At 64.6% G+C, this 19,834-nt stretch carries 17 protein-coding genes and 1 pseudogene; 11 read left to right on the forward strand and 7 right to left on the reverse strand.

All coding sequences use genetic code 11. From position 1 onward, the window contains the following. Nucleotides 1–57: 57 nt before the first annotated feature. Nucleotides 58–723, forward strand: a complete 666-nt coding sequence (locus tag Microterr_RS09630; RefSeq protein WP_263798166.1) for a GAP family protein — start codon at nucleotides 58–60, stop codon at nucleotides 721–723. Between the two features lie 356 nt (nucleotides 724–1,079). On the opposite strand, the gene Microterr_RS09635 is transcribed toward Microterr_RS09630, so the two are convergent. Further along, the gene (locus tag Microterr_RS09635) at nucleotides 1,080–1,670 is read right to left on the reverse strand and encodes a hypothetical protein (protein WP_263798165.1); all 591 of its coding nucleotides are present in this window, start codon (nucleotides 1,668–1,670) and stop codon (nucleotides 1,080–1,082) included. Between the two features lie 142 nt (nucleotides 1,671–1,812). Here Microterr_RS09635 and Microterr_RS09640 point away from each other — a divergent pair, with 142 nt between their 5' ends. The 4 genes from Microterr_RS09640 to Microterr_RS09655 all read left to right on the forward strand — a co-directional run bounded on the left by Microterr_RS09640 (nucleotide 1,813) and on the right by Microterr_RS09655 (nucleotide 4,442). Continuing rightward, nucleotides 1,813–2,070: a helix-turn-helix domain-containing protein gene (locus Microterr_RS09640; protein ID WP_263798164.1), complete on the forward strand. Its 258-nt coding sequence runs from the start codon at nucleotides 1,813–1,815 to the stop codon at nucleotides 2,068–2,070. A 271-nt stretch (nucleotides 2,071–2,341) separates the two neighbouring features. Next, nucleotides 2,342–2,566, forward strand: a complete 225-nt coding sequence (locus tag Microterr_RS09645; protein WP_263798163.1) for a DUF2188 domain-containing protein — start codon at nucleotides 2,342–2,344, stop codon at nucleotides 2,564–2,566. A gap of 3 nt (nucleotides 2,567–2,569) precedes the next feature. Then, on the forward strand, nucleotides 2,570–3,007 hold the full coding sequence (locus tag Microterr_RS09650) for a hypothetical protein (RefSeq protein WP_263798162.1): 438 nt from the start codon (nucleotides 2,570–2,572) through the stop codon (nucleotides 3,005–3,007). Between the two features lie 163 nt (nucleotides 3,008–3,170). Then, entirely contained in the window at nucleotides 3,171–4,442 is a 1,272-nt protein-coding gene (locus Microterr_RS09655) for an AlbA family DNA-binding domain-containing protein (protein ID WP_263798161.1), read from the forward strand. Nucleotides 4,443–4,567: 125 nt separating this feature from the next. On the opposite strand, the gene Microterr_RS09660 is transcribed toward Microterr_RS09655, so the two are convergent. Together Microterr_RS09660 and Microterr_RS09665 are read right to left on the reverse strand one after the other, a co-directional pair. Further along, nucleotides 4,568–5,971, reverse strand: coding sequence for a hypothetical protein (locus Microterr_RS09660; protein WP_263798160.1), 1,404 nt, complete (start codon nucleotides 5,969–5,971; stop codon nucleotides 4,568–4,570). After that, nucleotides 5,968–6,546 carry a hypothetical protein gene (locus Microterr_RS09665; protein ID WP_263798159.1) on the reverse strand — a complete coding sequence of 193 codons (579 nt, stop codon included), beginning with the start codon at nucleotides 6,544–6,546 and terminating at the stop codon, nucleotides 5,968–5,970. Before Microterr_RS09665 ends, Microterr_RS09660 begins: the two co-directional genes overlap by 4 nt. 609 nt (nucleotides 6,547–7,155) lie before the next feature. On the opposite strand from Microterr_RS09665, the gene Microterr_RS09670 reads away from it, so the two are divergent. From Microterr_RS09670 to Microterr_RS09680, 3 genes and pseudogenes are all read left to right on the forward strand, one after another. Then, entirely contained in the window at nucleotides 7,156–7,638 is a 483-nt protein-coding gene (locus Microterr_RS09670; protein WP_263798158.1) for a hypothetical protein, read from the forward strand. Beyond that, nucleotides 7,635–7,808 (forward strand): annotated as a pseudogene (locus Microterr_RS09675) (DnaJ domain-containing protein); the annotation flags it as partial. The gene Microterr_RS09670 and the pseudogene Microterr_RS09675, both read left to right, overlap by 4 nt. A gap of 213 nt (nucleotides 7,809–8,021) precedes the next feature. Beyond that, entirely contained in the window at nucleotides 8,022–8,192 is a 171-nt protein-coding gene (locus Microterr_RS09680; protein WP_263798881.1) for a hypothetical protein, read from the forward strand. Between the two features lie 17 nt (nucleotides 8,193–8,209). Here the strand turns inward: Microterr_RS09680 and Microterr_RS09685 are convergent, their stop codons facing one another. The 3 genes from Microterr_RS09685 to Microterr_RS09695 all read right to left on the reverse strand — a co-directional run bounded on the left by Microterr_RS09685 (nucleotide 8,210) and on the right by Microterr_RS09695 (nucleotide 12,922). Continuing rightward, nucleotides 8,210–8,935, reverse strand: coding sequence for an NYN domain-containing protein (locus Microterr_RS09685; RefSeq protein ID WP_263798157.1), 726 nt, complete (start codon nucleotides 8,933–8,935; stop codon nucleotides 8,210–8,212). Between the two features lie 109 nt (nucleotides 8,936–9,044). After that, nucleotides 9,045–10,109 (reverse strand): PD-(D/E)XK nuclease family protein, encoded by a 1,065-nt coding sequence (locus Microterr_RS09690; protein ID WP_263798156.1) that lies wholly within the window; start codon nucleotides 10,107–10,109, stop codon nucleotides 9,045–9,047. 83 nt (nucleotides 10,110–10,192) lie between these two features. Beyond that, nucleotides 10,193–12,922, reverse strand: coding sequence for an AAA family ATPase (locus Microterr_RS09695; protein WP_263798155.1), 2,730 nt, complete (start codon nucleotides 12,920–12,922; stop codon nucleotides 10,193–10,195). A 305-nt stretch (nucleotides 12,923–13,227) separates the two neighbouring features. Between Microterr_RS09695 and Microterr_RS09700 the strand changes: the two genes are divergently transcribed. From Microterr_RS09700 to Microterr_RS09710, 3 genes are all read left to right on the forward strand, one after another. Further along, the gene (locus Microterr_RS09700) at nucleotides 13,228–14,202 is read left to right on the forward strand and encodes a GIY-YIG nuclease family protein (protein WP_263798154.1); all 975 of its coding nucleotides are present in this window, start codon (nucleotides 13,228–13,230) and stop codon (nucleotides 14,200–14,202) included. Nucleotides 14,203–14,539: 337 nt separating this feature from the next. After that, a complete protein-coding gene (locus Microterr_RS09705) occupies nucleotides 14,540–18,037 on the forward strand; it encodes a TM0106 family RecB-like putative nuclease (protein WP_263798152.1) in 3,498 nt (1,165 codons plus the stop codon). 301 nt (nucleotides 18,038–18,338) lie between these two features. Further along, the gene (locus Microterr_RS09710) at nucleotides 18,339–18,626 is read left to right on the forward strand and encodes a hypothetical protein (protein WP_263798151.1); all 288 of its coding nucleotides are present in this window, start codon (nucleotides 18,339–18,341) and stop codon (nucleotides 18,624–18,626) included. A gap of 83 nt (nucleotides 18,627–18,709) precedes the next feature. Here the strand turns inward: Microterr_RS09710 and Microterr_RS09715 are convergent, their stop codons facing one another. Next, nucleotides 18,710–19,810 carry a serine/threonine-protein kinase gene (locus tag Microterr_RS09715; RefSeq protein ID WP_281974198.1) on the reverse strand — a complete coding sequence of 367 codons (1,101 nt, stop codon included), beginning with the start codon at nucleotides 19,808–19,810 and terminating at the stop codon, nucleotides 18,710–18,712. Between the last annotated feature and the right edge of the window lie 24 nt (nucleotides 19,811–19,834).

The raw sequence follows: 19,834 nt of genomic DNA on the forward strand, positions 1-19,834 counted from the left end.
CGCGTTGCCCGCTCTGTGTGTCGCCCGTCAGTAGTGTGACGTCGTGAGGAGGTAATCGTGCAGGCTGTCGGCAACATCCTTCCGTTCGCGATCGCCGTCGCGTTCAGCGGGGTGCCGATCATGGCGACGATCCTCATCCTGCTCTCCCCCAACCGGAAGCGATCAGGTCTCCCGTTCCTGATCGGGTGGCTCGTCGGCCTGTTCGTCGTGGTCGTCTTGAGTGCGCTGGCGGCTCAGGCCGTGCCGACGTCACGATCACCGCGGCAGCCCGACACCGTCGTCGGGTGGATCGAGATCGTCCTCGGTCTCGCGCTCATCGCGCTCACACTGTTCACGCTCCGGCGTGCGCGCCGCCGCAAGGAGATGGCGATCCCGAAGTGGCTGGAGTCGGCTGGCTCGCTCGGGCCCTGGTCAGCGCTCGGCCTGGCGCTCGTCCTGAACATCCGGCCGAAGGCGCTGCTGCTCGCGGTTGCCGCCGGCCTGACGGTTCGCGCCGACGCGAGTGACCTCTCGGACGCGCTCATCGCGATCGTCGTCTATACGGTCATCGCCGGATCAACGGTGGCTGTGCCGATCGTCGGCACGCTGCTCGCGCCGGAGAAGATGGAGCCCCGCCTGGTCGGCACGCGCACCTGGCTCGGCCGCAATGGTGAAGCTCTCGGCAGCATCATCGGCATCGTCATCGGCGTGGTCATCGTCGGGATGGGGATGGCGCGGCTCTGAGGGGCTGTGTGGGCCCGGTCGAGGCGCAGGAAGAGAGATGCCCCTGGAGGGACTCGAACACGTTTTGAGCATTTTGCATTTCGACGTGTTGCGACAGAAACCGCGGAATTACGCGGATCTTGGAGAGCACGGCAGCATCGAGCGACGTCCGAAAACAGCCAGTTGGAAATGGAATGCGGGCAAAACGTGGGCAAGAACTGCCTGTCGCGGGGCGGCTCTCCGACCCACGCGAAAAGAGAATACGGGCAAAAACGAATTCGACCTGTGGATAACTCGCGCATTATGAGCAGATTGTTCATTTTGGCGAACGTCGTCCGGCAATGTGCGGACAGGGGTCAGAATGCGCCAGATTGCCGTCAACGGCCCAGCGAGGGGCCTGTCGATGAGTTCGACCCCACGCGCGGGAGCGCCAGCGCCTCTTCGTCCGCGCGCATTCGGTTGTACGTCTCCCTCGGGATCAGGTCCTCAGCGAGGCCCGCTTCGCGTGCACGTGCCATCATGCGCGTCGCCGTGCTGACGCTCACACCGAGCTGCTCCGAGACAAGTTTGAGGGGGGCCAGGTTCACGGTCGTCGCGATCCGGTATAGCCGCACCGCCTCGCGCACCGTTTCCTCGTACGTGCGGTCGGTACGTGATTTCACGTCTGCGAGGTAGTCGCTCAATCGCTGCGGCGTGCCGCCCTCGCGTGCCACGGTGACCACGCGCATCGAAGAGAGCGCGACGACGTACTGCACACGCACCTCGCGAAGCGCGGCGGCGGTCACTTCGTCGCCCTCCCCCACGCGATCGAGACGAATCGATGCGGCCACGGTGCGCCGCAGCTGTTCGTCGAACACCACGCGAAGACGGATGGCTCCCGCAACGTTCGGCTCGCCGGTCGCGACGGCATCCCATGCCTTGGGGATACTCACCCCGTCGCCGACATCGATGCGCTCGCTGGCCGTCACCTCGACGTCGACGTCACCATCACTCATGCCATGAGCCTGTCACGATCTCCGGCCGGTGAGCAATACATGTCGCGGATTGCTCACGGCAGGAGTACGGTGTGGGCAAGTGATGACATGCATTGCTCACCGAAAGGAGAAGGCCATGAACAAGACGAACAACTCACTCGCGCTGACGATGAAGGATGCCGCCAAGCTCGTCGGCGTCGACTACCGCACGATCAAGCTCGGCATCGACAGCGGGACGATCCCCACGATTCAACTCGGTCCCCGACGCATGATCCCCCGAGCTGGCCTGCTACGAGCATTCGGTGTCGAGATCGCGGCGGTATCAGGCGCCGCGAACGCAGGACAGGCAGCGCCGCACAGAGGCGCGAACACGAGCGATCAGCGACACGCATGAGTCGTCCGACGCTCCGAGACTTTCCGTAACTAGGAATCCCCCTGACTCCAGGTGCTGCGCGAGTCGATCCCTGTACGGGCTTCGCACGGAGATGGGTCCCCGCGGGCGCGCGCTGGTGTGGCGAGTGGCGCCTTCGCGCAGGGTTAGGCGAGCAACCCGACCGCGGCGGTGAATCCAGTGACGACGAGGCCCTACCGAGTGAATGTCGGAGGCCCAGGTGATGATGGCACCGTTCGGCGCACAACGTGATCGAACCAGGGAGGAGCACATGATGGCCAAGGGTGACGTGTCGACGTACAACGAAGACGGTCAATGGAAAAGCAAGGTGGAGGGCAGTTCGCGCGCGGCGCACGTCGGAGGCACGAAGGCCGAGCAACAGGCCGTCGGGCGTCAGATGGCGCAGGATCGCCACGTGGAACACACGATTCGCAGGATGGACGGGACGATCGGTGCGAAGAACTCCTACGGCAATGATCAGCACCCTCCGAAGGGCTGAGCCGTGGCGTGGCTGAAGCTGACGACGACCGCACAGTCGCCGCATCGAGTGATGCTCATCAAGGCCTTCCCTGTTGACGTCAAGGAGTGCGCCGCGAACGCCCAGTGGAGCAAGAACGACTGGGCTCGTGGGCTCGAGGAACGGTACCTGCCTGACGGTGATGTGCCGGTGGCCTGGTTGGAGGCCATCTCTGGGAACTTGGTGCTCGTCGAGGTCGTCGGCGCCGAGGAAAGGGAAGGGGTGGTCCAGGCTCGGCTCTGGGTCCAGGCTTCCCAGGCGACCGTCGATCTCCTCGGGGGAAAGATCGTGCGGTACGGAAACCGATCACGAACCCGCTCGCAGGCGGTCGCTTCGGTCGTCGCGCTCGTGGTCGCGATCGCCGCACTTGATTTGCCTGCTGAACCCGTACCCGAAGTCGACGCGATCGACACGATCGACTGATCCGGGTCCGCCGGCGCCGGGTAGAGTTCGGTCGGGTGTCGTTTCCCCGGGATCCCCAAACGCGCGTCGCGGTAAAGGGCGGCACGGGAGCAGCCGCCATCACGTCCACGGCATCTACGACTAGCGCTGGAAGCCATGTTCGAGCATCCCTTACGTTGAACAGGTGCTATCCAACCAGGAGATCGCCGCGCTCATTGAGGGCGGATATGAGATTCGGTCCGTCGAGTTCAAGGGGCCAGGCTCCATCAACGATCCGGAGTTCGTCGCGAAGATCGCGCGAGCCGCGCTGGCGCTCGCGAACCAGCGGGACGGCGGGTCCATAATCATCGGTGTCGACGAGGTGGATGAGGCCCGCTCCGGACTCACCGCGGAGCAGCTTATCGAGTGGCTCGACTACGACAATGTCTCCGACAAGTTGAACAAGTTTGCCGACCCGCCTCTCCGACTCGACCGCGCTGGCCGCCAACTCTCGAATGGTAAGGACGTGGTGGTCCTGCTAGTCGCGGAGTTCGACGATATCCCCGTGCTCGCCGCAAGAGACTTCCCGCGTCATATCCAGCGTGGACAGCTCTACACTCGGTCGTTCCGCAAGCCGGAGAGTTCGGCCAGCCACACACAGAACGAATTGCGCGCCGTTTTGGAACTCGCGACGCAAAAGCAGGTGACGAAGTTCATGTCGCTCGCCGCGGCCGCGAACCTCACCACGGGCGGCGTGCCGACCGCACAATCGCGCTACGAGGACGAGTCCGCGGATTACCTGGCCGATGCTGACATCTCGGACATCACGACGGCCGCTCACTTCAAGTTCACAATCCGCCCCCAGGAGTTCCGTGCGGAGCGTGTCGACTACAACGCGATTGCCTCGCTCATACGACGCGCAGCGCTGCATCTGCGCGGTTGGCCCTACCCGTTCGTGTCCCGCCCGGCGCAAGGCGCCTCGTGGGTGACCGAGCAGGAAACGGTGATGCACCGTGAGGCCTGGGTCGCGTTCGAGAGCGGACAGTTCCAGTCGTGGCACGCGCTGCCTCTTGACGGGCGGCATGTATACGACGGGGGAGCGGACGCGAAACCCGGTCACGGGTACTTCCCGCTTTGGCAGCCCGTGACCGACTTCACCGAGGTTCTGATGTTCGCACAGCGACTGCAGGGTGCAGTCGCCCCGGCGGAGCCCTACCAAGTAACGTTCGAGCTCATCGGCGCGAAAGGATGGGAACTAGTCCCGGGAGACCGCCGCTGGCAACCCTTCTACGACGAGCACCGACTGCAGACGTCGGCTTGGGAGCGCACGGTTCAGCTTCCCGCGGGTGGCGGTCCGCGTTCCGGCCGCGAACTGGCCCTCACTCCCAGCCTCCACCTGCTCCGGCGGTTCGGCTGGGCGGGGGCGAGCGAGGAGGTCGTCAAAGCCGTGCAGGAGAGCGTCTTCGGGCCAGCCTGAGTGCTCATGCGGGACCAGTTCTCCGCCGCTTGGCCCGCCATCAGGTACGCGCAGAATCGAGCAGGCAAGTCGCGTGAGGACGGCCCTGCTGCGAGGGAAGCTCTGCGCCACTGGATCGGGCCGTGCTAGTCGCCTGTGAGCGTCTCGATATCCTCGTCAGTCAGAGGACGTCGCACCGCCAGAAGTGCAGCGGCGCGGACGTGGAAGTCAACGGTCGCCTTCCCGGTCCCGACTGCACCTTCAAACTCAACCTTCACCTCGCCGGCGTCCGCATCGCCCTTCTCTCGAACGGTGACTGCCGCGACATGGAAGTCGTCTTTGATGGTTCCGCGGATCCGCTCAACATCTTCGCGGAGCGTGTCAGGGTCCTCGTTGCCGACCGCCAACCGACGGCTGAGTCCATGAAGCTCAATGGCGGTGAGGTCGAATGCACGCAGGGGCGCCGACAGTTCATCCCAGCGGGCGTCCGTACCGTCGTCGCGCGCCCGGATCTTTCGGGCGTCAGTTCCCATCCAAAGCGCCCAACGGTGCACATCGGCCACAAGACGGCCGTTTCGAACCTTCCACGACGGTGGCAGTTCGGCGTGTTCGTCGTTCGCCACTTCCGTGTTCGGAAATAGTGCCGAACGGCCAGCCGTCATTGACTTCGTGGCACGCGCGATTATCGGTGTCAGATCAAGGTCAGCCAGAGAAGGAGACATTGATTCGAGGCGCTCGAGGGTCAGCATCGACGCGAGCGCCTCCCAGACCTCCGAGGACTTCACCTCGCTTGCGCGCCTCAAGATATATGGCAGCACGACTCGTAGTTCACCGTCGAGGAGAGGTTCCTCCCGCAACAGCCCCAACGTCTGTTGACTGGGGCGCTCCTCGAAAAACTCCACAAGGAGACCAGCAGTGCGATTCAAGCGCTCGGCGGTTGCCCCCGTGAACAGCTGGCGAACGGTCGATTGAAACGCCTTCAGAGCTTCGAGCGGTTCGTCTTCCTCGACGGCGACAATTCGATCCGCGGCCTTATCACTGAGGAGGCCCCTGCCGCCGCGAACGATGTTTGCTCGTACCAGCCCTGACAGCTGGGTGTCCCGCTGTTCGTCCCGCGTCAGCGTGGGAATGCGTGAAGTAGCGGATACCTCGGTTGCCAGTGTCCGGGTCGACGCCGGTAGCTGCTTGCGCAGATCAGCGAGCACCTTCTTCTTCTCGTCTCCCAGCCCAATCAGCAGCGGCTCCTGGTCGGCGAGCGACTCGACGTCCTCAGCAGCAACAACGCTGGACAGCGATCCGCGGATGAAGATCCGGCGCTCCTGCTCTCGACCTGCCTCCCGCCAAACAGCAATGAGGTCCGGCGCGTAGCTGTGATTGAAGTAGTCGGTCTTCTTGATCTTGAGGGTCGGGTCGAGGCGCTTGAGTTCATCGATGACGGCCGTCTTGACGCCCTCGATGACATCGGCCGAGCGCGAATATGCCCTGGCCTGACGTACTGCTGACACAACGGGCGCTTCGTTCTGAGCGCCGCCCTGAACATCGATGGTCATGCTTTGCCCTTCCGGTTCAACTTCGCTTCGATCATGTTGAGTTCCTTCGGCGTCAGCGTGAACTCTTGCTGCCGCTTGTTGTAGACCAGCAGCCACACCCTGTCGGCCATCAAATCCAAGACTTCTTCGTCGATTGGGTTGCCGTCGAGCAGTCCCGTCGTATCCGCCTCTAGTGCAGCCTTGATCTGGGATCGCTTGGTCAGCTTCAGCCATTTCTTCTGTGCGAACGGGTACGTCGTAACCCACATGAACTGCCACCGGGGGTCCTGGGTGCGGGAGATCTCCGCCGCCGTCGCGCTGTATGCGATCGCCAGGAAGTCCTGGTAGTCCTTCGCCTGGCTACCGACGGAGGTGTAGGACTTATTCTCTACATAGAGCATGGACTTGGACTGGTAGATGTGACCCTTTAGATCGAACGTCTGCAACCCTCCGTCCAGGCAGCTAATGGTGCACTCGGACGCCCAGTCGTAGGCGTCGAAGTTCAGCTCGATGTGCGTTGTACTCTCTAGCCACCGCTTAGTGCGAAAGACGCCTTTACGTCCCTCTTCATGAGCGGACTCTGCGCGCAGCGCCACGGAACCTCCAACGGGGAATCGCCTCCTATGACGAGGTTCGCTCACTCTATTGGACAGCTGCTGCCGACCTCGGAATATCCTCACCTTCTCGCGAACCACCGACACCGGTCCTCGCGGGGCTCGACACGGCTGCTCAGCAGAGGGTCTCCTCGGTGTGCCGGAAGGGGCCACGGGGATGCAGCCGCTGCTGCACCATCGATACGGTGCCTAATGACCACAGCGCGCCGTCGCAACGTTTCGTCGACCGAGCTCGTCGACTGCGCCTGGGAGGCTTAGCGCGCGTCGCCTTACTGGCCCTCGGGCGCAGCGCGCAAGTCGGTCGCTGTCAGCGACGAGGTCCGCGCCTTGCGCATGCCGCTTGTGACGACGCTCTCGCTCCGTACAATCCGCTCCTTGCGATTCACGATGAGCGGGCGCTGTCGGATCCCACGCAGGTCGCGGCAGTTACCGGCGGCACTCGGATGACACGGGCGTTGCCAAGTTGATGGTAGTCCTCGGCGTCAACGTTCCGCTGGCGTTCGCCTACGGACGCGCGGTGGCACATGACGGTCGCGGAGATCCCGCTAATCTGCTGATCAGCATCTCTTCAATAGCGAAGGACCCGATTCGGTGACCCCCCGACGAATCCGCGTGTCTGGCGTGCGCGGCGACTTCCGCACGCCTCCCGGCTGGCCGACGCCCACCGACAACTGGATTCGCGCAAACACGTTCTGGCAACCCCCGGCCGAGTGGACGCCGTTGCCTGGACTCAAGCCGGCGCCAAAGGGCTGGCAGTTCTGGACGACAAATAGGACGTGGGACAACGCAGCGACGAAGTACTACGCCCCCCTGAATGGCTGGATGCGCGTGTTCAACATCGCCGCCTTCGCGAGCACAGCGACGTTCATCGCGGCCTTCATTGCCCACATCCCCGTCCTGGGTCTCGCCGCGATGCTGTTGTTCGTGTTCGCCTTCGCCTGCCTCGTCGTCGTTCACGTGCGAAGACGACGAATGACCGCAGAACTCATTACCCACGCGACGCGAGGCGCCGAACGCGCGAGGGCGGAACGACTGGCACGGGAGTATCAGCGATACCTCGTGGATGCCTCATGACACTGGACGAGGCCCGGAAAGTGCTCGGTGTGACGCGCGGCGCCAGCGTCGCGGAGATCCGCGATGCGTTCCGACGACGGGCGCGGGAGGTGCACCCGGACCGGCATCCGTCCGCGGATGACGCGAGGCGGAGGCAACTCGGGCGCGAGTTCGATCGCGCGCGCGAAGCGCGCGACATCCTCGTGAAGTTCACGAGTGATCCTGCGCGTGTCGCAACTCCCGCGCCGACAAGTGGGAGCGCCTCGTGGTCAACTGAGCGGCCTCGGCCGTCGAGCGCGCCGTCGGCAAGCGCGCCACCGTCGTCACCCAGCTCTCCCCCGCCTCGTCGGGAGCGCGCACGTCCGCGAACGAGCGAGTCTCGACCGCAGCGAGAGGCCCCGCGCGTGACTGTCCGCTTCGACGAGTTCGTCCGCGCAGCGGATGCCGCCGGTTTCGGCCCCGGCATCCGCACGCGACGGTGGATCGACTGGCCGCGAATTATCGCCTGGTCCACCGTTGGCGCACTCGTCGCACTAGTGGTCGGCGGCAGCTACGTTGCCGCATATGTTCTGTAGCGGACGACCGCCGCGGTCTACTTCGACTTGTTCCTGATCTGCAGGCCGCCGATCGGCCGTGGCTCTACGTCGAACAGCCCGATCGCTCGCACGAGATCCGAGAGCTTTGCGTAGCCCCAATTTCGAGGGTCGAAGTCGGGCTGTTGCTTGCGCATGAGGCCGCCGACAGGGCCCAGGTTCGCCCATCCGTCTTCGCCCGTTGCCGTCGACACGCACGAGCGCAGTCCCGCGACGAGCTTCGTGTCCTGACGGAGAGCTGGCGTTGGCGTACGAGCGAGAGGTGTTGCTGCCGGTCCAGCGTCCGCCTCCTCGAGCACGTCGAGGTAGGTGAAGGAGTCGCACGCGTTTCGGAACGCCTCCGGAGTCTTACGCTCACCAAATCCGTACACCGTGACGCCATCCTCCCGAATGCGCGTCGCGAGCCGGGTGAAATCGCTGTCGGAGGAGACGATGCAGAACCCACTGAACCTACGTGTGTACAGCAGGTCCATGGCGTCGATGATGAGGGCGCTGTCCGTCGCGTTCTTTCCGACGGTGTTCGCGAACTGCTGCACGGGTTGAATGACATGTTCGCTCGCCGCTGCCTTCCAGCCGCTGAGCTGCGTACTCGTCCAGTCGCCATAGATGCGCTTGACGGATGCTGTGCCGAAGCGCGCGATCTCGGCCAGGACCGCTCCGATCTTCGATGCGGGCACGTTGTCGGCGTCGATGAGGACGGCGAGCAGCTCAGTGGGTTGCGCCATGGCTCAAGAATGTCAGTTGGGTCGTACGCATTTGAGACGCCGACGCAGCGCGTCACGTGCGACGAGTGGTGGTGGCGGGATCACAATGCCGCAGCCGTCGTCCACAGGGTCATAACGGAGCGGACCCGTCCGGACGCGCCGGTTGTTGGGGCGACTCGTGGAACGCTGCGAGTTCGACGCGATACCACCTGTCAAGGATCTCGACGAGAGCGTCAGTGAGCAGTTCGACACGTTCGAGTGGCATGCGCTGTGATGCCGGCCCCACAATCCAGTCGATGTACCCCGTCGTCAGCCATCTCTCACTGTCTGCGAAGTGGTGACTGACGATCGCCAGCTTGCGTGCATGCGCCCGACCGTTGACCGTCTCCGAGTTCACATGCGCAGAACTCGGCCGACGTCTGCTGAGGTGCAGGTCCTCGACTCGATCGCCAATGACGTCGTCCCGTAGCCGCCGCACCGCGTCGACCCACGGCGGCGTCGCCGACGCATCGCGAGGATAGCTGGTCGAATCAGCGATCACGCTGACGCCGACGCTAAAACGCAGAGGCACGGGGTCACCTGCGGCCGGCATGGCTCGCTGAGCGACTTGGAGCACGGCCCGAAGCTGGGCATCGCCGATCATGGGCGAGTGGAAGTTGAGCGCAGGCATGCCGGATCCGCCTCGCCTACTGTCGATGGTCCAGTCCGATCCCAACCGCTGCTGAGCCGGTTCGATCAGTTGACGGAGCCGCGCTTCGACAGCGCTCTTGCCTGAACGCGCCGCGCGTACCTCCGTGAGCGTGAGGCGCGATTGCGGGAAGCATTCGAGCACCTCCTCCCAGGTCATCAGAGAAACACGCTCCTTGTGAGGAAGCCACTCGGTCGCGTGCTCCCTCTCGAGTAGCAACACCACCAAGTGATCAGCGACGGTCAACTCCCGATCGACCTGGTCTTCCGTGAGCGCGTGATCGAACTTCGCCTCAATGCCGAGGACGAACTCCGGCCCACTAAAGATGAGCGCGATGTCTATCTTCTGATCGCCATACTCTGCTCTGACGTCCGCGAATCGACCCAGACGATCCTCGCCAACGTGTGCTGCGAGTTTCTCGACAAGGAGCGCTTGATCATGGCGGATCTCAGCTGCGAGGGCACGCGTCGCGAGCGGCTCGGTTGTGAAGATTAGTGACGCAGTCACCGACTTCTCCTTTGGCGATCGGTTGGTCCCCAACGTATCGATGCGAATAGACGGCCAATGGCAACCACGCTCCAAAGCCTCGGTCAAAGCCCGATCCCGCGAACCGCACGCGGCTGCCTCACCACGGTCCCCGCCTCCTGCCACTTAGCTGCCCGCTGTAGCTCCGCCCGCGCTGCGCGCACGGCATCCTGCATCGTCAACTCCGGCGTGCCCCGCTGCATCGAATCAGCGAGGCACTCACGAGCTTCTGCATCCGTCCGCGCAACCACGATGGTGGCGTTGTGCACTCGCCCGCGCGTGAGGCCGACGTAGAGTCCGGCGGCATCCACATCGGGTCCGACAACCGACGCGTCGGCCGTGTCGCCCTGCACTCCGTGCACCGTCGACGCATACGCGAGCTGCAGGTGGTCGCGCGCATAGTCCGCGGAGACGCGGGCCAGTTCGCCGCTGTCGCCAACCGACACGAGGTCGACGCACTCCTCCCGGATCTCGCGCACGATCCACTGCGCACGATTCTCGACGCCGGTGATCCGGTCGTTGCGACGGGTCTGGACGGTGTCGCCGACGAGGATGCGCTGCGCTCCCATCCCCCATGCAACGACGCCGGCATCGAGTTCGCCCTGGTCGACCCGCCGCTGCTGGATGGCGTCGTTGATGGCATCCGCCTCTGCGTTTGAGCCGCAAACCAGCGTCACTCGCTTGCCGCGCGCGTGCCAGGCAAAGTACGCCTCGATCATCGCCTCGCGCGCCGCGTCGAGGTGATCGACGCAGTCGACGTGGCCGCGGTCCACGAGCTCCCCGGCGACCGTCAGGGCTAGTTCGTGATCGCCGGCGTTCCGCAACCGCAGCGTGAGCGCCGCGTAGTCGGGATCGCGGAACCGATGCACCGTGTCGAGTTCGACCGCAGCGTTTGAGTGTCGAATGGCGGAGCCCATCGCGCCCGCGTGCCCGACTGGCAACGCCTGGTGTGCGTCGCCCACGAATGCCAGTCCGACGCCCTGCTCGATCGCGAGCTCGACGAGCACGTTCGCGGTCTGCAGGTCGACCATGCCGGCTTCGTCGACGACGATCCGATCGCGTGGTCGCAGCGGGTATCGGGCCGGACCCGCATAGACGGCGTCCGCGCCGACCTCGACATCTCCACGACGGAGCCGCGTCCAGACCGTCGCGCCACCCTCATCAGTGCCCCACCGGTAGCCATGGTCCAGGAGCAGGGCATGGAGACTGGATGCCGCGGCCCCGACCTCGCGGGACGCCACCGACGCAGCCTTGCGCGTCGGAGCAACGACGAGCATCCGACGCCGTTGGGCCGTGAGCGCGGCGAACGCAACGCGCAACATCAACGTCTTGCCCGTGCCGGCAGGGCCCGTCACCGTCACGAGCCCGTCTGTGCCGGCGATGGCGCAGGCCGCGACGGCCTGCGAGGCATCCAGTGTCGAGAGATCTTCGTTGTGTGCGAACCGGCGCAGCTCGTTCGGCAGCAGGGAGCGCCCCTGCCGTGCGAGCACGTCCAGACGCCCGGCGAGGCGCACCTTGGCACGTACGGTCTCGGTCGCCATGAAGGCCTTCACGTGCGCGGGCGGGTCATCAGCAACGAGGCAATGCACGGCACGGGCGGCGTCCGCGGTGACGTCGGCGATCAGGCCGTCGAGCTGGTCGCGCTCTGCAACGACACCGGTTCGCGAGAGTGCGCGGATCGCACCCGCGCGAAGGTCGAAGATGCTGAATCGCCCACCGCTGGAGGTGGACCGTTTGTCCGCATCGACAATCGCCTGCGCGGCGAGTAGATCGAGGTCGACGACGTGCAGGTCACTGACGAGGATCGGAACGGCTGAATGCGGCGCGATCAAGTTCGGATCGAGCGCCGCGATCTCGTCGCGGACCGTGGACTCCCAGGACATTACATCGATGTCGGCGGGCTTGTTCGGACGCGCCACCGCCCAGGCGCGTCGGTCGATCTGCTGCAGAGCCTCGACGCTCGGCGCCAATCCTCCGTGTGCTGCCGACCATTCGGCGATCAGTCGGGCACGGTTGGACTCGATCTGTGCGGATCGCCGTGAGAGGGGGCGCACGGCGCTGGCGAGCTCGGTGATCTCCCCCGCGCCGTTGAGCGTGTAGCCGTGCCGGGCAAGCGCGGCGATCCATGCGGGATCGGTGCGGGCGGCGAGTTCGCCTTCGGCGTTGATGACGGTATGCAGCTTCATCGCGGCGCGGGAGTCGAGATTCGACCATTGGCCATCCGCGCCAAGGACCTTGATGTTTAACCACAGGTGCCGGTGGATGTGAGGGTCGAGCGCGCGTGAGCGACGGTGCTGGAGCTCAACGACTTCGATCCGGGCGATGTCTTCACGTATGAGTCCGTTGTGCCCTCGGCGCGCGTTGAGCTCGCTTTGCCAAGTCAGCAGGATGCGGTCACGGAGCCGGTCCTGCATCGCTTCGAACTCGGTGGCGAGCTCGGGGTGCAGGAGCGCGGCGATGCTGTAGGTCTTCGGGTGGTTGATCGTCCCATCGAGGAGGAGGTCCGCGTCGGGGGTCAGGCGCTGGTGGCCGCGCTCCTCCCCCGTGATCGGATCGTGCCCGGTGATCCAGACCCGCAGACCGCCGGCAGCGAGCTGATCGCTACCGATCCGGCCACTCGCGACGATGAACCTGGTGACGGTCGATTCGGATGCCTCGGCGTACTTCTCGAGCGCCTCAGCGCCGCTCGTGTGCGATCGGTGTGCGTCGCAGGTTCCCTCGAGCGCGTAGGCGATCGCCTGCCGGACGCCACGGGAGTCGACACCCCTCTTCCACCGCTCCAGGCCCCCGCGCATAGCGCCAGACTAGACTCGTGATTTGCCACTTATCCAGGTATTTTTCTCGGCTGTCGGCACGTGGAGCGCAATGGCGCTAGATGGCGCCGGGCATCATGGATGCCTGCGTGCATCGTAGTTTCGATTCTGCGAGAGCTGTCGCATGGAGAACCCATATGCTCGGAAAGTCGGAGCGCCGCTCTTGGGGGAATCAGATCGGGACCCTTTGGTTCGCGCAGCAATTCGTAGTTGATGCGCATCGTCATGGAAGACTGCAGGAAGCGCCGCCCGCTCTAGCGGCCGCATATCGACATGGAGGCGCGACCTTGGTCGAGGGCAAACAGATTCGGGTCTACCTGGTGGACGGAACACCGGGCGGCCTGTTGACGGCCGAGATTATGAATTGGACAGGTCACATCATTGCGGCCCCACGCTCGGACATCGCAAGTCTGCTTGCCCGCGAGGAGGTCCGTCGAACCGGCGTGTACCTTCTACTCGGCGACGATCCAGAATCGCAGGCACCTTCGGGCAAGGCCGTCTACGTCGGTGAGGGTGACGATATTGCAGTTCGACTTCGCCAGCATGCACGTGCCGAGGAGGTTGGCGGGAAGGACTTCTGGGATCGAGTGGTCGTCCTGACATCGAAGGACGCAAACGTCACGAAGGCGCATGCGCGCTATCTCGAGGCGAAACTCATCGCCGCAGCCGCGACAGCCAAGCGAGCCACAGTGATGAATGGGACAGCGCCGAGCCCAATCCAGCTGCCCGAGGCTGATCGATCGGACATGGAGTACTACCTCAGCCAAGTGCAAATAGTTCTTCCGGTCCTCGGAATAACGGAGTTCCGCCCGACGCGTGTCATGAACATTAGTAAGGCGAGTTCGCCGTCAGCCGACCCGGCTGGCGCACGAACGTCCCCCACCTTCCGATTTGATATTCCCCGCCATGGCGTCTCAGCCGTGGCCCAAGAGGTCGACGGTGAGTTCACCGTGCTGCAGGGTTCAACCGCCAGGGCAGATTGGGTCGGGACGCATCGGCACCCTGGGTACCAGCAACAACACATCGCGCTGCTCAGCGACGGGACGCTTCTGCAGGAAGCAGGCACGCTCGCACGATTCACCCAAGACGTGGTGTTCTCGTCGCCGTCAGCAGCAGCTGCAGTGGTCGCGGGTCGCTCTGCAAACGGACGCACATCTTGGATTGACGCCGCAACCGGTACGAATTTCGGCGATTGGCAGAGCCGAGGAATCAGCGATCAAACTTCTCCGGACAGTCCAGAAGTGACTCAGGACGTCTTCTGAGTACGCTGTCGCCCTTGAGGCGAGCAGGCGATCGGAGAGCCGACCGCCGCAATCGGCACTGGATTTGAACCCGATCATCTGCGCTTCTGGTGCGCTCGATGCAGGTGAGGCACCAGCGACTGTGCACATTGCAACTTGCGTTTCACCGGATGCGTGCGTCACAGGGCAATGTGCGAGGCGCTGAGTCGCGACTGGGTTCCCGCTGATGGGCGCTGCAATATCGCGCACTTAGCCGCCCGACCCCGCAGATCGTCTGTCCGCGCAATCCGATACTGTCCGAGTGTCGACGGTGCGCTTCCAGAACCGACTTGACGCGTTCACTGACGGAAGGATCTTCTTGTTCATCCTCTCTGATGGCACCCTCGTCACCTCTGCGAGCGACCTCACCACGGCGTCGAAGTGTGAGTTCGCGTTCCTGCGCAAGCTCGATCAGCTGCGCGGTCGCATCGACAAGCTCGCCGTCAAGGAAGACAAGCTGATGAACCGCACGGCTGCGCTGGGCGACGAACACGAACTGCGCGTGCTGCAGAAGTACCGCGACGAGTTCGGGCTCGGCGTGCGCGAGTTTGCGCGACCTGACCCGCTTACGCGCGAGTCCATGAGCGGGGCGGCAGCGCTCGCCGCTCAAGCCTTCGAAGACGGCGTCGATGTCGTGTTCCAAGCGACGATGTTTGAAGACGACGCGACTACGGGCACGGCCTTCGTCGGGTTCGCCGACTTCATCGGTCGCCAGCCTGACGGTCGCTACCGAGTGGAGGACACGAAGCTCGCGCGTTCCGAGAAGGTCACGGCGGTGCTCCAGCTCGCGGCCTACGCTGACATCCTCGAGCGCAACGGCATCCGGGTCGATGACACCGTGACGCTCCTGTTGGGCGATGGCACCCCGTCGCACCACCTCGTCGAGGATCTCCTGCCCGTATACCGGGTGCGACGTCGGCGTCTGTTTGAACTCCTGTGCATCCGCGACGCCGAAGGCGCCGATGGTGTCCCCGTGACCTGGGGTGACGTTCGATTCTCGATCTGTGGGGCATGCGACCACTGCGAGGCCGAGATCGAGGCGCAGCGCGATGTGCTGTTGGTCGCGAACCTTCGCCGTTCGCAGCGCGAACGCCTTGCGAAGGCCAACATCCGCACGATCGACCAGCTCGCCGAGAGCGCCAGCACCGTCGAAGGGATCGGTGCGCGAACGCTCGAAAATCTGCGCGCACAAGCAGGGCTGCAGTTGAACGCGGTGAAAGGGGAGGCGCCGCCCTACGAGTTGACCTCGGCCGTGCCGCTCCTCGCGCTGCCGGCACCTGACCCCGGAGACATCTTCTTCGACTTCGAAGGCGATCCGCTCTACACCGACGGTTCGGGGCACGTGTGGGGCCTTGACTACCTGTTCGGGCTCGTCGAGGACGATGGCACGTTCCGGGCGTTCTGGGCGCACGACTTCGCGGAAGAGGGTCGCGCGCTCCGCGACTTCCTCAACTACGTCACGGCGCGGCGCGCGCAGCATCCGAACATGCACATCTACCACTACGCGTCGTATGAACGCACGCACCTGGCGCAGCTCGCGATCCGGCACGGCTACGGCGAAGACATCGTCGACAATCTCTTTCGTCGCCACGTGCTCGTCGACTTGTACGCGACTGTGCGCGGCGCGCTCCGCGTGGGTTCGCCCTCGTACTCGATCAAGAAGCTCGAGCCCCTCTACATGGGCGCCGACCTGCGTAACGACGATGGAGTGACCAACGCGGGCGACTCGATCGTCGAGTATGCGGAGGCGGTCGAGCTGAGACGCATCCGCGACTTCGAGAGCTACCAGCAGAAGCTCGACAAGATCGCGGAATACAACGAGTACGACTGTCGCTCGACGCTCGCTCTACGTGACTGGCTGCGATCGCTCGCTCCGGATGCCGCGACGCGGGTGGATGCCGATGAAGCGGTCGAGCGCGCTGAGCCGACGCTGAGCGTGCTGGCGGTTGAGGAGACAGTGCTCTCCGAGTCGCTCCAGCAACTGGCCGGCGACCCTCTGACGGTCCAAGACAATCCGTCGCGCTTCGCGGCGGCGCTCGCCGCGGCCGCCGTCCGATACTACGGCCGGGAAGACAAGAAGGGCTGGTGGGAGCACTTCGCCCGTCTGCTCGAGCCCATCGACGAATGGGCTGACGACCGCGACGTGCTCGCCATCCACGGCGTCGAGGTGGTGCAGGACTGGCACCGCGAGACCGCGCGACAGAACCTCCGGCGCACTCTCCGCCTCACGGGCACCGCGGGGCCCGGCTCGAAGTTCAAGGCATCCGATCAGGCCAACGCTCGCCTCGTCTACGAGAGCGACAGCGATGCTCCCCGCACTGAACGCGACGACCCGCGAGCCCGCCCGACCCACGACGCGACCATCACCTCGGTCGAGGGCGACGCAGCAGACGACGTTCTGATCGTGCGCGAGGTGCTCCGCAAGGGCGAGGAGACCTACTCCGCGCTGCCGATCGCGCTCGTTCCGGGCGGCCCGATCGCTGTCACCGCCCAGCGGAACGCGATCCTCGAATGGGCGAGGAGTCTGCTCGCTGCCTACCCCGACGTGCCGCAGGATCCCGCGGGTGACATCCTACTCCGCCGACACCCTCGCACCCAATCGGGCCGCCTCACTCCCGTCGACGTACTTGACTCCCCCGCTCTCGCCGCCGCCATCCGCGATGTCGATCGGTCCTACCTCGCGGTGCAGGGGCCTCCCGGAACCGGCAAGACGCACACCGGCGCCCACGCAATCGCAGAACTGGTGAACGAGGGGTGGAAGATCGGTGTCACCGCGCAGTCCCACGCCGTCATCGACAACTTCCTCAGCGGAATCGTCAAAGCGGGTATCGACCCTGCCTTGCTCGCGCACGTCTCAGGAGACCAGAGGGCGCCCTACGAATCGGTCGATTCCTCGAAGATCTCAGCATGGACAGATAGCCAGCCTGCCGGCTATGTCGTCGGCGCGACCGCCTGGGCGTTCTCGAACGAGAAGCAGATCGCGCGACAGCAGCTCGATCTGCTCGTCATCGACGAGGCGGGGCAGTTCTCACTCGCCAACACAATCGCGGTCTCGCTCGGCGCCCAGCGCGTGCTGCTGCTCGGCGACCCGCAGCAGTTGCCTCAGGTGTCGCAGGGCACCCACCCGCAGCCGGTCGACGAATCAGCGCTCGGCTGGATCGCCGACGGCGCGAGCGTGCTGCCACCCGAATTCGGATACTTCCTGCCACTCACTCGACGGATGGATGCCGCGCTCACCCGTCAGGTGTCGCAGCTGTCCTACGCCAACGCCCTACACGCGCATGAGTGCACTCGCGAGCGTCATCTCGAAGGCTGGGGGTCAGGGCTGCACGCGGTGCCGGTCGAGCACACCGGAAACTCGGTCGCATCGTCGGAGGAGGGATCCGCCGTCGTCGACCTCGTGCGTCAGCTTGTCGGGGCGCATTGGACCGACCCATCGAGCGGACGTACCAACGAAGCGCTCCGCCCAAACGACATCATCATCGTCACGCCATATAACGCCCAGCGCCAGCTCGTCCTCGACTCCCTCGCGGCAGCAGGGTTCTCAGATATGCAGGTAGGCACTGTCGACAAGTTCCAGGGGCGCGAGGCAGTGGTCTCGATCGTGTCGCTCGCCGCCTCGGATGCGTCAGAGGCGCCACGCGGAATGGACTTCCTTATCAACCGCAATCGCCTGAATGTGGCGATCTCCCGTGCACAGTGGGCCAGCTGGTTGGTCCACTCCCCTGGCCTCACTTCGCACTTGCCGACGACCGTGACCGGGGTGAAGGAGCTCAGCGCGTTTGTTCGGCTCATCGAAGCCATCGACGGCCCCTAGTCCGGAACGCCTTGACGGGCGTTGCGCTACAACAGGCTCGCATCAAGTCGGACTATCAGAGCTTCTCCCATTGAGGGGATGCAACGCGGCAGTTTCTGGTGCCGTCGTCCAGATCACCGTTCCAGGCGCGAGCTTCGATTCCTAGCCCGATCCGGCAACGCGCGAAGCCACACTGCTCCTGGCTTGCTCATGTCAATGTCGGTGGCCTGATGTAGTCTGATGGACTTTCCCGAGCTGGGGAGGTGGTGGTGCCACCCGTCCCTCGGCATCGTCGATGCAGCTTGACGAAGAGGAGAGATCCATGGCCAATAAGACATTCCACGACAGCGAACTCGAGCACGTGCCCGCGGTGATGCTCGGCGGACCGATCGACGGGAAGCGGTATCGCATGCCCGTTTTCCCCGGTGGGGGCATTCCGACAGCATTCAGCACACCATTGCAGCAGCCGCACGAATCGAGCCCCAAGGCGGTGTACCTTCGCGAGGGCGATACACCCATTAGCGGATACTACGTGTACTTCTTCGACCGGATTGCCGACTCGTATTCGGCGCCCGTCCTGCACGAGACGCCGGAGCGCCACCGCATTTAGACCTGTCGCGGATCTATCCGCGATAGACGATCATGCGGGCGGTACGGCGAGCGGCGGAGTGCCCACCAACTATGGCGACCGACCTACTTCAGCGGTGTACCGCGGACCACTTGGCTCAGCGGGTACGAGCGGACGTTCTCGGCGCCACGAGTCGACTCGTGCTTCACGAGGATGTTGCCGGGGCGCTTTGTGTCGACACCGACGACGACCCCCGTCCAGTCGAGGCCGAGGCGATCAACCACGACGACCCTCGCGCCGAGGTTCGCGTTTCCGACCCCGGCTGCGGCGGGCACCGGCTGGCCTGCGGCTGCGGCACGTGCTGGTCTGTCGGCAGGCTGTGGCGGCTTCGGCAGTGCAGGGGGCGCCGTTGCCCCACCACCCTGCGCTTTGCCGGAACCCTTCGAATTCCCGGCAGGGAGCAGATCGCGAACCTGCTCCAGCACGGCGGCCGCAGTTGGGCGCGCGAACGGGTCAAAGGCGAGCATCGGCGTGATCAGGTCTCGAAGTACGGGTTTCAAGGACACGAGTTGGGCGCCTTTACGCATCGCACGGCGAACGGTTTCGTCCTCACCGAATGGGTCCGTGCCCCAGATGTCCGGCAGCCGGACGCCCGCGGCAATCGCGAGAGTCACCCCGAGCTTGAACACATCGGCAGCGGGCGCGAAATCCCGCTCTTCGATCACTTCGTCGAGTTGCTCCGGGGTGAAGAAGCCGGGTGTCCCGCCAAGGCGCCCCTTCTGGTTCGCCTTCGTGACGAGCCCGAAATCGATGAGGCGAGCCCTGCCCGGTTCGAGCATGACGTTGTCTGGTTTGAGATCGAGGTGGACGAGCCCGACGTGATGAATAGCGACGAGGGCGGCGACGATATCGTGCGCGAGATCGAGGAGCTGGTTCTGATCCATCGGCCCGACCGTGCCGACTTGCTCCGCGAGACTGCGCCCGCTGATGAGTTCGGTCGCGAACCACGGCACATCCCAGCCAGCCTGGGTCTGCTGCGTCGCGGCCTCGAAGACGCCAGGGATGTACGGACTGTCGATCTTGCTCAGGACCATCGCCTCGAAAAGAAAGGCCTTCACTTCACCCGCGAGCCAGGCGTCGAATCGGGCTGGCGGGATCGGCACTTCATCCGGGGCGGGCGGCAGCATCAGCTTGATGACGCCACGATTGAGTCGTCCGCCGGCCACACCCACCCGGGTAAGCGAGTGGTC

Source organism: Microbacterium terricola (assembly GCF_027943945.1).
In the GTDB taxonomy this organism is placed as follows: domain Bacteria; phylum Actinomycetota; class Actinomycetes; order Actinomycetales; family Microbacteriaceae; genus Microbacterium; species Microbacterium terricola.